At 66.3% G+C, this 13,633-nt stretch carries 15 protein-coding genes; 9 read left to right on the top strand and 6 right to left on the bottom strand.

The window, feature by feature from the left end; all coding sequences use genetic code 11:
- Positions 1-50 precede the first annotated feature (50 nt).
- Entirely contained in the window at positions 51-1,655 is a 1,605-nt protein-coding gene (locus tag BW970_RS00535) for an ABC transporter substrate-binding protein (RefSeq protein ID WP_076527671.1), read from the bottom strand.
- A gap of 179 nt (positions 1,656-1,834) precedes the next feature.
- On the opposite strand from BW970_RS00535, the gene BW970_RS00530 reads away from it, so the two are divergent.
- Complete coding sequence (locus tag BW970_RS00530) at positions 1,835-2,854, top strand: dipeptidase (RefSeq protein WP_076527670.1); 1,020 nt, start codon at positions 1,835-1,837, stop codon at positions 2,852-2,854.
- A 23-nt stretch (positions 2,855-2,877) separates the two neighbouring features.
- On the opposite strand, the gene hemP is transcribed toward BW970_RS00530, so the two are convergent.
- Both hemP and BW970_RS00520 read right to left on the bottom strand, forming a co-directional pair.
- Positions 2,878-3,054 (bottom strand): hemin uptake protein HemP, encoded by a 177-nt coding sequence (hemP, locus tag BW970_RS00525; RefSeq protein WP_076527668.1) that lies wholly within the window; start codon positions 3,052-3,054, stop codon positions 2,878-2,880.
- A gap of 240 nt (positions 3,055-3,294) precedes the next feature.
- On the bottom strand, positions 3,295-4,131 hold the full coding sequence (locus tag BW970_RS00520) for an SDR family NAD(P)-dependent oxidoreductase (RefSeq protein ID WP_076527666.1): 837 nt from the start codon (positions 4,129-4,131) through the stop codon (positions 3,295-3,297).
- Positions 4,132-4,271: 140 nt separating this feature from the next.
- Between BW970_RS00520 and BW970_RS00515 the strand changes: the two genes are divergently transcribed.
- Entirely contained in the window at positions 4,272-5,264 is a 993-nt protein-coding gene (locus BW970_RS00515; RefSeq protein WP_076527665.1) for a type I glyceraldehyde-3-phosphate dehydrogenase, read from the top strand.
- Between the two features lie 115 nt (positions 5,265-5,379).
- Here the strand turns inward: BW970_RS00515 and hslU are convergent, their stop codons facing one another.
- Entirely contained in the window at positions 5,380-6,687 is a 1,308-nt protein-coding gene (gene hslU, locus BW970_RS00510; protein ID WP_076527663.1) for an ATP-dependent protease ATPase subunit HslU, read from the bottom strand.
- Positions 6,688-6,810: 123 nt separating this feature from the next.
- Here hslU and BW970_RS00505 point away from each other — a divergent pair, with 123 nt between their 5' ends.
- Complete coding sequence (locus BW970_RS00505) at positions 6,811-7,425, top strand: WYL domain-containing protein (protein WP_076527661.1); 615 nt, start codon at positions 6,811-6,813, stop codon at positions 7,423-7,425.
- Positions 7,426-7,435: 10 nt separating this feature from the next.
- Here BW970_RS00505 and hslV read toward each other — a convergent pair whose 3' ends face one another.
- Together hslV and BW970_RS00495 are read right to left on the bottom strand one after the other, a co-directional pair.
- Complete coding sequence (gene hslV, locus BW970_RS00500) at positions 7,436-7,993, bottom strand: ATP-dependent protease subunit HslV (RefSeq protein ID WP_076527659.1); 558 nt, start codon at positions 7,991-7,993, stop codon at positions 7,436-7,438.
- A gap of 62 nt (positions 7,994-8,055) precedes the next feature.
- Positions 8,056-8,520 (bottom strand): Lrp/AsnC family transcriptional regulator, encoded by a 465-nt coding sequence (locus BW970_RS00495; protein ID WP_076527658.1) that lies wholly within the window; start codon positions 8,518-8,520, stop codon positions 8,056-8,058.
- Between the two features lie 142 nt (positions 8,521-8,662).
- On the opposite strand from BW970_RS00495, the gene cobA reads away from it, so the two are divergent.
- The 6 genes from cobA to BW970_RS00465 all read left to right on the top strand — a co-directional run bounded on the left by cobA (position 8,663) and on the right by BW970_RS00465 (position 13,606).
- A complete protein-coding gene (cobA, locus tag BW970_RS00490; RefSeq protein WP_144038837.1) occupies positions 8,663-9,418 on the top strand; it encodes a uroporphyrinogen-III C-methyltransferase in 756 nt (251 codons plus the stop codon).
- Between the two features lie 2 nt (positions 9,419-9,420).
- Positions 9,421-9,720 (top strand): DUF2849 domain-containing protein, encoded by a 300-nt coding sequence (locus tag BW970_RS00485; RefSeq protein WP_076527654.1) that lies wholly within the window; start codon positions 9,421-9,423, stop codon positions 9,718-9,720.
- Between the two features lie 69 nt (positions 9,721-9,789).
- Entirely contained in the window at positions 9,790-11,451 is a 1,662-nt protein-coding gene (locus BW970_RS00480) for a nitrite/sulfite reductase (protein WP_076527652.1), read from the top strand.
- Position 11,452: 1 nt separating this feature from the next.
- The gene (locus tag BW970_RS00475; protein WP_076529084.1) at positions 11,453-12,223 is read left to right on the top strand and encodes a phosphoadenylyl-sulfate reductase; all 771 of its coding nucleotides are present in this window, start codon (positions 11,453-11,455) and stop codon (positions 12,221-12,223) included.
- Positions 12,220-12,633, top strand: coding sequence for a DUF934 domain-containing protein (locus BW970_RS00470; protein ID WP_076527650.1), 414 nt, complete (start codon positions 12,220-12,222; stop codon positions 12,631-12,633). The genes BW970_RS00475 and BW970_RS00470 overlap by 4 nt, the downstream gene beginning before the upstream one ends.
- Positions 12,634-12,790: 157 nt before the next feature.
- Positions 12,791-13,606, top strand: a complete 816-nt coding sequence (locus BW970_RS00465; protein ID WP_076527648.1) for a ferredoxin--NADP reductase — start codon at positions 12,791-12,793, stop codon at positions 13,604-13,606.
- Positions 13,607-13,633 lie beyond the last annotated feature (27 nt).

The following is a 13,633-nucleotide window of genomic DNA, read 5'->3' as shown; positions in this document are numbered from 1 at the left end:
GCGTCATGCGGGCGCCCCCCGAAGACTACCTTCGGGGGGCGCCAGCCAACTTACTTCGTCACATACCAGTAGGTGACCTGATCGGTGGTCCCGCCGGTGTGCAGGTTCGCCACATTGTTGCGGCGTGCCGTCAGGCCGATTTCCTGGAACATGGTCACAAAGGCCGAGGTGTCGCGGTGCAGTTTCTGAATATCCTCGTACATCACGCGGCGTTTTTCAGAATCGCGCTCGACAACGGCTGCATCCACCATCGCCGTCATCTCGCCCGCATCCCATGCCGTGCGCCAGGCCAGAACCCCGGTCAGCTTGGCATCGTCCGAGTTGTTCGGGTTCCAGGCAAAGGTCGAGGCATTGGTATGCGGATCGGGATAGTCCGGGCCCCAGCTTTGCAGCGTCAGTTCATGGTTGCGCGCGCGATAGTCGCCCAGAACCTCGGCACCTGCGCCGGGCTTCAGCGTCACCTTGATACCGCCCTGCCCCAGCGTATTCTGGATCGCCTGCGCCATTTCCATCCGCAGCGGGTCGTTGCGCACCGACATGGTGACTTCGATTCCGTTGGGGAACCCGGCTTCGGCCAACAGGGCCTTGGCCTTTTCGACGTCCAGCGCATAAGGCGTATCGGTCACTTCGCCCAGATAGCCCCGCGGCAGGAAGCCCTGCTGCACGATCATCTTGTCCTTGAGCACGGTGTTTACCATGCCTTCGTAGTCCACCAGGTAGCGGATCGCCTCCAGCACCTTGGGGTTGTTCAGCGGCTCGACCTTCTGGTTGGCGGCGAGGTAGTAGATATAGCCTTCCATATCGGCATCCACCGACACATCCGGGCTGCCGGCCAGGCCCTGCACATCGGTCGGCGTCAGGCCGCGGGCCACGTCGATGTCACCCTTTTCCAGCAACAGCCGCTGGGCCGACCCTTCGGGCACATGTCGCATGAAGACGCGCTTGAGCTTGGCATCGCCGCGCCAATAGCCGGGACGGGCCTCCAGGATATAGCTGTCCTGCGGCTTGTAGCTGCGCAGCACATAGGCGCCGGTCCCCGCCGTGTTCGTCTTCAGCCATTCATAGCCGAAATCGCCGTTGACCTCGTTGGCCATGGCGGTTTCCTTGTCGATGATCGAGGCAACGACTGCGGTCATGCAGTTGTAGAACATCGACGGAGCGAATTTCTTGTCGATGGTGATGGTCAGCATATCGCCATCGGCCTTGATCAGATCATCCACGTTGTCGGGGGTGAAGCCGAACTGCGTCAGGATGAAGGCCGGGGTCTTGTCCAGCTTGACCACGCGCTGCAACGACCAGGCGGCATCTTCGGCCCGGACCGGGTTGCCCGACGCAAAGGTGATGCCCGACTTCATCTTGAAGGTGAAGGTCATGCCGTCTTCCGACACGTCCCAGCTTTCGGCCAGACCGGGAATCAGTTCGCCCGGCTTCAGCGGATCCAACTCGATCAGCGAATCGTAGGTGTTGTTCAGCAGGTCGATGCCCGAAAACTCGAAGGCTTCGGCCGGATCCAGCGAAACGATATCGTCGATCCCGTCGGCCAGCACCAGCGTGTCGGCAGGCGTGGCTGCGGCCAGAACGGTGGGCGAGGCGCCCAGCATCAGCGCAGCGGCCAGCGCCAGGCCCGCCGTGCGGAAGGTCGGTTCGAAGGTCATGAAAAGCTCCCTAGTTGTTTTTTCGTTGCATTCGGTTCCATCGCCCCGTCAGAGCGGGGCGTTCGGATCAGTCTAGGGGGCGATGGAACGCGGGGGTTGTCAAGCGGTGTCGTTCGGCAGAATGTCGCGCCGGCGCGTCACTTGGACAGCGCAGCAGCATCGGCAGGAGGCCCCGCGCAATGACACAGGCATTTCCGATCTTTGACGGTCACAATGATCTGCTCCTGCATCTTCATGCGTCAGGCGACAGGGGCGGCGACAGCTTCGTGTCGGGCCGCGAGGGGCACCTGGATCTGGAAAAATGCCGTGCCGGCGGCTTTGCCGGCGGGTTCTTCGCCATATATGTCCCGCCCGAGGATCACAGCGGCAGCGCCCGGACCGCACCCGTTTCCACCGATCGCGCCCGCAAGGTCACGTTGGAAATGGCAGGCATCCTGCTGCGCCTGACCCGCGCGCATCCCGACGCGATCCGCCTGTGCACCACCGCCGACCAGATCGAAACCGCCCGGAAAGACGGCGCGATTGCCGCCCTGATGCACATCGAGGGTGCAGAGGGAATCGGCCCGGAGCTCGGAGAGCTGGAGGTGCTGCACGCCGCCGGTCTGCGCAGTCTGGGCCCGGTCTGGTCGCGGCCCAACATCTTTGGCCATGGCGTGCCCTTCGCCTGGCCTGCTTCGCCCGATATCGGGCCGGGGCTGACAGAGGCCGGGCTGCGCCTTGTGGCCGAATGTGAACGGCTGGGCATCCTGATTGATCTCAGCCACCTGAACGAGGCCGGGTTCTGGGACGTTGCCCGCCTGTCATCGCGCCCACTGGTGGCAACGCATTCCTGTGTCCACGCCCTGTCGGCGCAAAGCCGGAATCTGACAGACCGCCAGCTTTCGGCCATCGCCGAATCCGACGGGCTGGTCGGGCTGAACTTTGGCTGCCAGTTCCTGCGCGAAGACGGCCAGCGCCGCGATGACACCGACCTGTCGGTCATGGTGCGGCATCTGGCCTATCTGGTCGAGCGTCTGGGCGAAACCGGCGTGGCGCTGGGATCCGATTTCGATGGCGCCCTGATGCCACGGGCCATCGGCACGGCTGCGGGCCTGCCCGCCCTGGTCGAGGCGATGCAGCAGGCCGGATTCGGGGCGCCCTTGATCCAGCGGATCTGCTGGCAGAACTGGATTGACCTTCTGCGCCGCTCCATCGGCTGACCCCGGCGTCCGGGGCAGCCAGCCTATTTCGTCAGGATCAGCTTGCCTTGCCGGGTGATCCGCAACGTGTAGGTCTGCCCTTCCAGCAGGATATGGGCAAGATTGCCCCCCTTGGTCAGATGGACCGCCGAATGGACCGGCAGCGCGGGCGCGGGGGCAACGGTGGTGGCGGCGGGAATGGTGCGGTCATGCCAGCTCATGGGAACTCCTGCGGGTTGCGGCGTCCGGGGCTGGGCCATCTGACCGGGCTGGGATGCTTAATTCCTGACTGAATCACTCATGTAAGTCAAGCCCGGTCTGAACCGAAATCCATGCCCGCCGCGAAACCGGACAGTGGCGCGATCCAGGCGCATCCTGGCGCTGTGCCAATATCCTGCCCCCCGCCCAACGGAAACGGGCGCCCGCCAAGGCACGCGGGGTCTGTGGGGCCTGCGGGGGCGCTACCCCTTGGCCACCAGCCAATCCAGCGCCCGCGTCGGCAACAGACGGCGCAGACCGCCCATCAGATAGGTCGGCGTGGTGACATAATACCTTGGTCTGGGCCGGGGGCTTTCCAGCGCGTGGGCCAGCTTGGCCGTCACCGCAGCGGCCGGCAACTCGAACCTGTCCTTGCCGGTTTGGGCCGCATACAGCCGCTTGCGCAGGGTGGTGCGGTATTGCTCGGCCCGCGCGGAATTTTCCCAGTCGATCCAGCGTTCGAACCCCTTGCGGGCATTGCGGCGGAACTCGCTGGTGATCGGCCCCGGCTCCAGCAGGATCACCTTGATCGGCGTATCGCGCATTTCCAGCCGCAGGGTATCGGTCAGCCCCTCCAGCGCGAATTTGCTGGCGACATAGGCGCCGCGCCATTTCATCGGCACCAGTCCCAGCACGGACGAACAGTTGACGATCCGGCCATGGCCTTGCGCGCGCATCAGCGGAATGATCCGCCGCGTCAGATCATGGACGCCGAACAGATTGGTCTCGAAGATCTCGCGCAGCGCCGCACGGGGCAGATCCTCGACCGCGCCGGGAATCGCAAAGGCGCCATTGTTGTACAGCGCCTCCAGCCGCCCGCCGGTCCGCGCCATCACCTCCTCCATCGCCGCGGCCAGACTGTCCTCGCTGGCATAGTCCAGAACGAAACTCTCCAGCCCCTCCGCCTCCAGCCGGGCACAGTCCTCGGCGGTGCGGCAGGTGGCCAGCACGCGCCAGCCCCGCCGTGCCAGCCCGTGGGCAGCATCATGGCCGATGCCGGTGGAACATCCGGTGATCAGAACCGTGCCGCGTTTGGTCATCCTGCTCTCCTGCTCGGGTGTCTGCCCCGGTTAGCAGGCGCGGCCGTGCGGGGCCAGTCCCGGTTGCCGCACAGTGCATTCGGCTCTGGCATCTGCCGCAAACGGCGCGCAGATTGGCGCCGCGAGTCGGAGGGCAGGCAATGGCGGAACGGGTTCGGGTGGCACTCAACGGGTTCGGGCGGATCGGGCGCACGGTGCTGCGCGCCTGGGCCGGCGGCGCCTGGCCGGGGGTGGAGATCGTGGCCATCAACGATATCGCCAGCGCCGAAGACTGCGCCTATCTGCTGGAATATGACAGCGTTTTCGGCCGCTTTCCCGGCGCTGTACGGCTGGAGCCGGGCGCGATGGTCGCAGGCCCCCATCGTCTGCGCCTGACGCGCGAGGCGGATCTGTCGCGGCTGGATCTGTCCGACATCGACGTCGTGATGGAATGTACCGGACGCGCCGATACGGTCGAGGTTTCGGGGCGCGGGCTGGCCGCAGGCGCGCGCCGCGTGCTGATCTCGGGCCCGTCCGAAGCGGCAGAGTTCACCGTGGTGCTGGGGGCCAATGATGCGGCGCTGGACGCGCATATGCGCGTGGTGTCGAATGCCTCCTGCACCACCAATGCGCTGGCGCCACTGGTCAAGGCGCTGCACGAGTCCATCGGGATCGGCACGGGCTGGATGACCACGATCCATTGCTATACCGGCAGCCAGCCCACGGTGGATGCACCGCGCGGCGATCCCGCGCGCTCGCGCGCGGCGGCCTTGTCCATGGTGCCGACCACCACCAGCGCCGGGCGGCTGATGGACCGGGTTCTGCCCGATCTGGCGGGACGCATCTCCTGCGCGGCGGTGCGGGTGCCTGTTGCCAGCGTGTCGGCCATCGACCTGACGTTCCAGCCCCTGCGCGCCGTGACGACCCCCGAGGTGAATGCCGTGCTGCAAGGTGCGGGTGGCGTCATCGGCTGGACCGACCGCCCGCTGGTGTCCTCGGACCTGCGCGCGCGCGCCGAAAGCGTGATCATGGCGACGCGGGAAACCGCCGTCACCGGCGGCGGGCTGGTGCGGGTCTTTGGCTGGTATGACAATGAATGGGGGTTTTCCTGCCGGATGCTGGACGTGGCGGCAAGCTGGGGCGCGCATCGCTGACACAGCGGCGCGGGGGGCTGCGGGTCCGGCGCACGGGGGGGCCCTGCCCCCCCCGCCAAAGTCCGCGCGTCTGCCACCGCCCCACCGCACAGGGCCACAATTGCCCCCCGCGAGGCTAGAGCACGTAGCGCCCCAGATCCGCCGACCGCGACAATTCCCCCAACTGCGACTCGACGAATGCAGCATCGACCACCACCGCCTCGCCGCCACGGTCCGGGGCATGGAACGACAACTCCTCGAACACGCGCTCCATCACCGTATAAAGCCGCCGCGCCCCGATGTTTTCCACCGTGCGGTTCACCTCTGCGGCGATGCGGGCCAGCGCGGCGATACCATCTTCGGTAAAACTCACCTCCACCTGTTCGGTGCCCATCAGCGCGGCATATTGCCGGGTCAGCGCATTATCGGTCTCGGTCAGGATGCGGCGGAAATCCTCTTCCGTCAGGGCGCGCAATTCCACCCGGATCGGCAACCGCCCCTGCAACTCCGGCAACAGATCCGATGGCTTGGCCACATGGAACGCACCCGAGGCGATGAACAGGATATGGTCGGTCTTGACCGGCCCCAGCTTGGTGGAAACGGTCGTGCCCTCGATCAGCGGCAACAGATCCCGCTGCACGCCCTCGCGGCTGACATCGGCGCCGCGCGTTTCGGCGCGTGCGGCCACCTTGTCGATCTCGTCGATGAACACGATGCCGGTTTCCTGCACCGCCGTCAGTGCAGCGGCCTTGACCGCCTCGTCATCCAGCAGCTTGTCGGCTTCTTCGGCGATCAGCACATCGTGGCTTTCGGCCACTGTCATGCGCTTGCGGCTGCGCCGCCCGCCGAAGGCCTTGCCGAACAGATCCTGCAAGCCCTGCATCTGGGTTTCCATCCCCTGCCCCGGCATCCCCGGAAACATCTGCAGGCTGGGCGCGGTCTCTGCCACCTCAACCTCGATCACGGTATCATCAAGCTCGCCCCGCTTGAGCCGCCCGCGGAACATCTCGCGCGTCTGCTCGCGCGCCTCTGCCCCGGCGAGCGCGGCAATCACCCGATCCTCTGCCGCCTTGTGGGCGCGCGCCTTCACCGCCTCGCGCATCCGGGCGCGGGTTTCATGCAACGCCACATCGGCCAGATCCCGGATGATGCTGTCCACATCGCGCCCGACATAGCCAACCTCGGTGAACTTCGTCGCCTCGACCTTCAGGAATGGCGCATGGGCCAGCTTGGCCAGGCGGCGGCTGATCTCGGTCTTGCCGACGCCGGTCGGGCCGATCATCAGGATGTTCTTGGGCTGCACCTCCTCGCGCAGGCCCGGTGCAAGCTGCTGGCGCCGCCAGCGGTTGCGCAGGGCCACCGCCACGGCGCGCTTGGCCTCTTTCTGTCCGATGATGAAACGGTCGAGTTCCGAGACGATCTCGCGCGGGGTCAGGTCGGTCATGGCGGCTCCTGTGGTCGTTGCGCATCACTTAAAGACCGCGGGATCCTGTTTCAACCGCTCCGCTTGACCAGAGGCGGTCTGCGCGTCACGCACAGCGTTTCACATCAGCAAAGGACCACGGCCATGCGCCCCCGCCAGACTCCCGCTTCGCCTCTCTCCCTGACCCGCCGCGCGCTTGCCGGCTGGCTGGCCGCCAGCGCGGCCACGATGGGTCTGGCGCGGCCGGCGATCTCGGCGGCCCCGCAGCCTGCGCCAGTCGATCCCGTGCTGCGCGATGCGGCCCTGCGCGGCCTGGCCCTGGCAGACCATCGCGGCGATCCGGTCGCAGCCCGTGCCGCCCGCGCGGCGATTGACCAACTGGCCGAAACCGACCCCGAAGGCGCGCTGATCTGCCGTCTCTATCGCAAGCTCGACGTGCGCCCCGCCACCTGGTGGCACGGCGACGCCATCGCGGCCGAGACCGGGGATCTGACGCGCCTGCACGCGGCCATCGCCGCCTGCCAGCCGGTGCATTTCGGCTATACCGACCTGTCGGACCAGAGATCCGAACGCACCGTCCTTCCGCTGATCCTGGTGCATCCGCCGCAGGGGGTCAAACTGCTGGCCTGGTGCGAAAAGGCCGAAGATTTCCGGCAGTTCTTCGTGCGTGCCATGCAGAATCTGGGCCGCCGGCCGGGCGATTTCTCGGCCGACCGGATGGCGCTGCTGCACGGTCTGGCAGACAAGGAAGGGGCCTGAACGGCCCCTTCTAGCCCCGGATCGCCTCGACCGTCAGCCTGCCGTTGGTGTAGACGCAGATGTCGGCAGCAATCGCCATCGCCTTGCGGGCCACCGCCTCGGCGTCCAGATCGGTTTCCATCAGCCCGCGCGCGGCGGCCAGCGCGAAATTGCCGCCCGATCCGATGGCGGCCACATCATGTTCCGGCTCCAGCACATCGCCCGCGCCGGTGATGACATAAAGGCCTGCCCCATCGGTCACGATCAGCATCGCCTCCAGATTGCGCAGATACTTGTCCATGCGCCAATCCTTTGCCAGATCGACACAGGCGCGCAGCAACTGCCCCGGCGCGGCCTCCAGCTTGCGTTCCAGCCGTTCCAACAGCGTAAAGGCATCGGCGGTCGATCCGGCAAAGCCCACCACCACCTCGCGCCCGCCGGGGTTCAGGCGGCGCACCTTGCGCGCCGTGCCCTTGATGACGGTCTGGCCCAGGCTGACCTGCCCATCGCCTGCCACCACCACCCCGCCGCCGCGGCGCACCGCAAGGATCGTGGTGCCATGCCAGCCGGGAAACCGCTCATCCGCCATCGGGTGCCTCCATTGTTCTGGCCTCCCATATGGCAACCCGCGCCCCCCGGCGCAACCGCCCCTCAGCCCAGCGGCAGCATGGTGGTGGACTTGATCTCCTCCATGCTCAGCAACGCGGTCACGTTGTAGATGCGCACCTCCGAGATCAGCGCCTGATAAAAGGTGTCATAGGCCCGCGCATTCCGGACCCGCACCTTGAGGATATAGTCGATATCCCCGGCCAGCCGGTGCGCCTCCATCACCTCGGGGCGCTTGCGCAGCACATCCAGGAACCGGCGCTGCCAGTCGGCCTCGTGCTCGCTCGTGCGGACCAGAACGAAAAAGCACGCCTCCAGCCCCAGCGCCTCGGCATCCAGCAGCGCGGTGGTGCGCAAGATCACCCCCGCCTCCTTCATGCGGCGGATGCGATTCCAGACCGGCGTCTTGGAACTGCCCACCTGCCGGGCGATTTCATCCAGCGACTGGCTGGCATCCTCCTGCAACGCAGCAAGGATTTTCCTGTCCATGTCGTCAAGCCGGACCGCCATTCCCCAATCCTCCCAGAACGCGAACACATGTTTCACTTTGCCACAATATCAGAACAAACGTCCTTATTCGCAAGCGGAATATGGCGTATTTACGGGAAAATGTCCTATATTGCAGCAGGAACGCAGCCTCGGGATGCCCGCCATGACCACCAGCTTTGCCCCCGGAACCATCGCCCTTGTCGGCGCAGGCCCCGGCGACCCCGACCTGCTGACACTCCGCGCCCTGCGTGCGATCCGGTCGGCCGATGTGATCGTACTGGACCGGCTGATCGGCCAGGGCATCCTGGACCTGATCCCCGACACCGCGCAACGCATCGACGCCGGAAAAGAGGGGTTCGGCCCCTCGACCCCTCAGGCGCAGATTCACGCCGCCATGATCGGCGCCGCCCGCGATGGCGCCCGCGTCGTGCGGCTGAAATCCGGCGATCCCGGCATTTTCGGGCGGCTGGAAGAAGAGCTCGATGCGCTGGACGCCGCCGGCATCGCCTGGCAGATCGTGCCGGGCCTCACCGCCGCCTCGGCCGCCGCCGCCACGCTGGGCCAGCCCCTGACCGCGCGGGGCCGCAACGGCGCGCTGACCATCCTGACCGGCCATGACGTCCAAGGCTTTGCCGATCAGGACTGGCGCGGGCTTGCCCGCCCCGGCGCGGTCGCCGCAATCTACATGGGCAAGGCCGCATCGCGCTATCTGCAAGGGCGCCTGATGATGCACGGCGCCCCCCCCGACACGCCGGTAACGCTGGTGGAAAACGCCTCGCGCCCCGATCAGCGCATTCATGCCGCCACGCTGGCCACCCTTCCCGCCACGGCCCAGCTCTGTTCCGGCCCTGCCGTCATCCTGTGGGGCCTTGCCCCGCGCGCCGCCCTCTCCGCCCTGCCTGCCGCACTGGAAGCCTGACCATGGCCCGCTTTACGCCCAAAACCGTCACCGCCAATGATCTGCTGCAAGGCGATTCTGTCTGGCTGACCCCGGACGACCGCTGGAGCCGCGACCATCACGAGGCCGAACTGATCGAGGACGAGGCCCACGCCCAGTTGCGCCTGCTGTTTGCCCAGCGTCAGGGCGCGGTCGTGGTCGGCGCCTATCTGGCCGATGCGACCCCCGGCCCGCATGGCCCGGAACCTGTGCATTTCCGCGAGATCTTCCGCACCCGCGGCCCATCGAACTACGACCACGGAAAACAGGCAGAGCGCGCCTGACCCCCTTCATCTTGCCACAAATACCCATGCGACGCCGACAGCCCGCGCCGCCGCCCAAGGGGAAGCCCGATGTACCGCTATACCGACTTCGACGAAGCCTTCACCCGCGCCCGCGTGGCTCAGTTTTCCCAACAGGTGCAACGCCGCATCGACGGCAGCCTGACCGAGGATGAATTCAAGCCCTTTCGCCTGATGAACGGGCTCTACCTGCAACTGCACGCCTATATGCTGCGGGTAGCGATCCCCTATGGCACGCTCAACAGCCGCCAGATGCGGCAGCTCGCCCATATCGCCGACGCTTACGACAAGGGCTATGGCCATTTCACCACGCGCCAGAACATCCAGTTCAACTGGCCGAAACTGGCCGATGTGCCCGCCATCCTGTCGGCGCTGGCCGATGTGGAAATGCATGCCATCCAGACCAGCGGCAACACCATCCGCAACGTGACGGCGGATCATTTCGCCGGGGCGGCGGCGGATGAAATCGCCGATCCACGCCCCATCGCGGAACTCTTGCGCCAATGGTCCACCGACCACCCGGAATTCCAGTTCCTGCCGCGCAAGTTCAAGATCGCCATCACCGGATCGCCCAATGACCGCGCCGTCACCAAGGCGCATGACATCGGCTTGCGCATGGTGCGCAACGACAAGGGCGACGGCGGGTTCGAGGTGATCGTGGGCGGGGGCCTTGGCCGCACGCCGATGATCGGTCAGGTGATCAACCCCTTTGTCACCGTCGACGACCTGCTGCCCTACCTGGAGGCGATCCTTGCCACCTATAATGAGGCTGGCCGCCGCGACAACAAATACAAGGCGCGCATCAAGATCACCGTGTTCGAGAACGGCCTTGATGCCTTCCGCGTCGAGGTGGACCGGCGCTTTGCCGAACTCCGCCCGCGCTTTACCCTCAACCGCGCGTTCCTGGCAGAGATCGAGGCGGCCTTTGCGCCCCCCGCCTTCCGCAACGCGCCCATCGACGCGCATCTGCTGGCGCTGGGGAATGCGGCCTATGCGGATTGGGCACAAACCAACCTGACCGAGCACCGCAACGCGCAGTATGCCATCGTCACCGTCAGTCTCAAGGCGCATGGGCAAACCCCCGGCGATGCGACCAGCGCGCAGATGCGGGTGCTGGCGGATCTGGCCGAAACCTATGGCCATGACGAATTGCGCATCAGCCATGAACAGAACGTCATCCTGCCGCATGTCCATCGGGGCGACCTGCCAGCCGTCTGGGCCGCGCTGACCGATGCCGGGCTGGCCACGGCCAATGTCGGCCTGCTGTCCGACATCATCGCCTGCCCCGGCATGGATTACTGCGCATTGGCCACCGCCCGCAGCATTCCAGTGGCGCAGGAACTGGCGACCCATTTCCGCGACATCGGGCTGGAGCGGGAAATCGGCCAGCTCAAGATCAAGATCTCGGGCTGCATCAATGCCTGCGGGCATCACCATGTCGGCCATATCGGCATTCTGGGGCTGGACCGTGCGGGGGTGGAAAACTACCAGATCACCCTGGGCGGCGATGCGACCGAAAACGCCGCCATCGGCGAACGCGCCGGTCCGGGCTTTGCCTATGACCAGATCGTGCCCGCCATCGAACGCCTGCTGCGCGCCTATCTGAGCCATCGCAGCGCCCCGCAGGAAAGCTTTTCCGAAGCCTTTGCCCGCCTTGGCCCCGCCCCGTTCAAGGAGGCCCTCTATGGCGCCGCCGAACGCACTGCCGCGTAACATGCCGCGTGACCTGCACGGATCGGGCGCCGGGCTTGCCCCGGTGGCCGACCGTGTGGCCGCGCTCAACACCCGGTACCGCCATCACGGCGCGGTTGCCGTGCTGGAACATGCGCTGAACGACCCCGACCTGGGCCGCGTGGCGCTGGTATCGTCCTTTGGCGCGGAATCGGTGGTGCTGCTGCATCTGGTGTCGGTGGTGGCCCCACAGACGCCGGTGCTGTTCATCGACACCCGCCTGCTGTTTCCCGAAACCCTCGCCTATCAGCGCGAGATCGCCGAACGGCTCGACCTGCGCGACATCCGGGTGATCCGTGCCGGTCTGACCGACCTGACCGCCGCCGATCCGGACGGGACGCTGCACCAGCGCAACACCGATGCCTGCTGCGATCTGCGCAAGACCCTGCCGCTGGACCGCGCGCTGGCCGGTTTCGACGCCTGGATCACGGGCCGCAAACGCTATCAAGGCACCAGCCGTGCCGCGCTGGACTTTTTCGAGGCCGAGGCCGGCACCGGCCGCATCAAGGTCAACCCCCTCGCCCATTGGGGCAAGGAGGATGTGGCCGACTATATGCTCAACAACCGCCTGCCGCGTCATCCGCTGGTGGCCCAGGGCTATCCCAGCATCGGCTGTGCCCCCTGCACGTCAAAGGTAAAACCCGGCGAGGACGAACGCGCCGGACGCTGGCGCGGCTCGGACAAGGTTGAATGCGGCATCCATTTCATCGACGGCCGCATGGTGCGCGGCCCCCTCAAGGACACGGCAGCATGACCATCCTCGTCACCGACGCGGGCTTTGCCCCCGAACCCGGCCCCCTGGCCAGCGTGCCGCTGGCCGATCTGGACCAGCACCCGCAGGCCCGCGCCGTCGATCTGGCGCCGGGCGACCGCGCCACGGCCCTGACCGGCCAACTGCACCGGCTGGACCTGATCCGCATCGCCTTTCCCGCCTTCAGCGATGGGCGCGGCTTTACCCTCGCGCAGGATTTGCGCCGCATGGGCTATGCCGGGCGCCTGCGCGCGCATGGCCACCTGCTGGCCGATCAATATGCCATGGCCCGCCGCACCGGCTTTGACGAGGTGGAAATCTCTGACGACCTCGCGGCCCGTCAGCCGGAAGATCAATGGCGCTTTCGCGCTGACTGGCAGACCCATGACCATAGGTCGCGGCTGTTTGCCTGAATTGGTGGTTCCCGGAGGCGCGTTTCGGGACTAAATCATCCCAAGGCATTCGGGGCGTCACGCGATGCCCTGCACTCTTACCCAGATATCCTGCGGAGGTCCGGGGGTGCACCCCCCAAGCCTCGCCCACCGCCGGACCACCGGCAAGGACAGTTCGATGACCCAGACCGCCACCGCCACGAAAACGCTTGTACTGCCCGATGCACAGACCGTGACCAGCGTCACCCACTGGACCGACCGGCTGTTCTCGTTCCGCGTGACGCGCCCGCAATCGCTGCGGTTCCGCTCGGGTGAATTCGTGATGATCGGGCTGATGGGCGACACCGGGAAACCCTTGCTGCGCGCCTATTCCATCGCCTCGCCGAACTGGGATGAGGAGCTGGAATTCTACTCGATCAAGGTGCCGGATGGCCCGCTGACCTCGCGGCTCCAGCATATCCAGCCCGGAGACGAGATCATCCTGCGGCCCAAGCCCGTGGGCACGCTGGTGCATGACGCGCTGTTGCCGGGCAAGCGGCTGTGGCTGCTGGCCACGGGCACCGGCCTTGCGCCCTTTGCCAGCCTGATGCGCGACCCCGAAACCTATGAGAAATACGATCAGGTCATCATGATGCATACCTGCCGCGAGGTGGCAGAGCTGGAATATGGCCGCCAGTTGGTCGAGGGGCTGAAAACGGACGAGCTGATCGGCGAGATGGTCGAGGGCAAGCTGCTCTATTACCCCACAACCACGCGCGAGGCGTTCCACCACATGGGCCGCGTCACCGACAACCTGTCCTCGGGCAAGGTGTTCGCCGATCTGGGCATCCCCGGCCCGATGGATCCGGCCACCGACCGCGCGATGATCTGCGGCAGCCTGGCGTTCAACGTGGATCTCAAGGCGATCCTCGAAGGCTGGGGCCTGCGCGAGGGCGCCAATTCCGAACCGGCCGAATTCGTGGTCGAAAAGGCCTTTGTCGGCGACGGGATCTAGGCGGGCGGCAGACGGGGGGCCTTGCCC

The sequence above is a fragment of the Gemmobacter megaterium genome, from assembly GCF_900156815.1.
GTDB classification, from domain to species: Bacteria; Pseudomonadota; Alphaproteobacteria; order Rhodobacterales; family Rhodobacteraceae; genus Wagnerdoeblera; species Wagnerdoeblera megaterium.
Note: the sequence above shows the minus strand (reverse complement) of the source record. Positions and strands in the feature narration are given on the sequence as shown.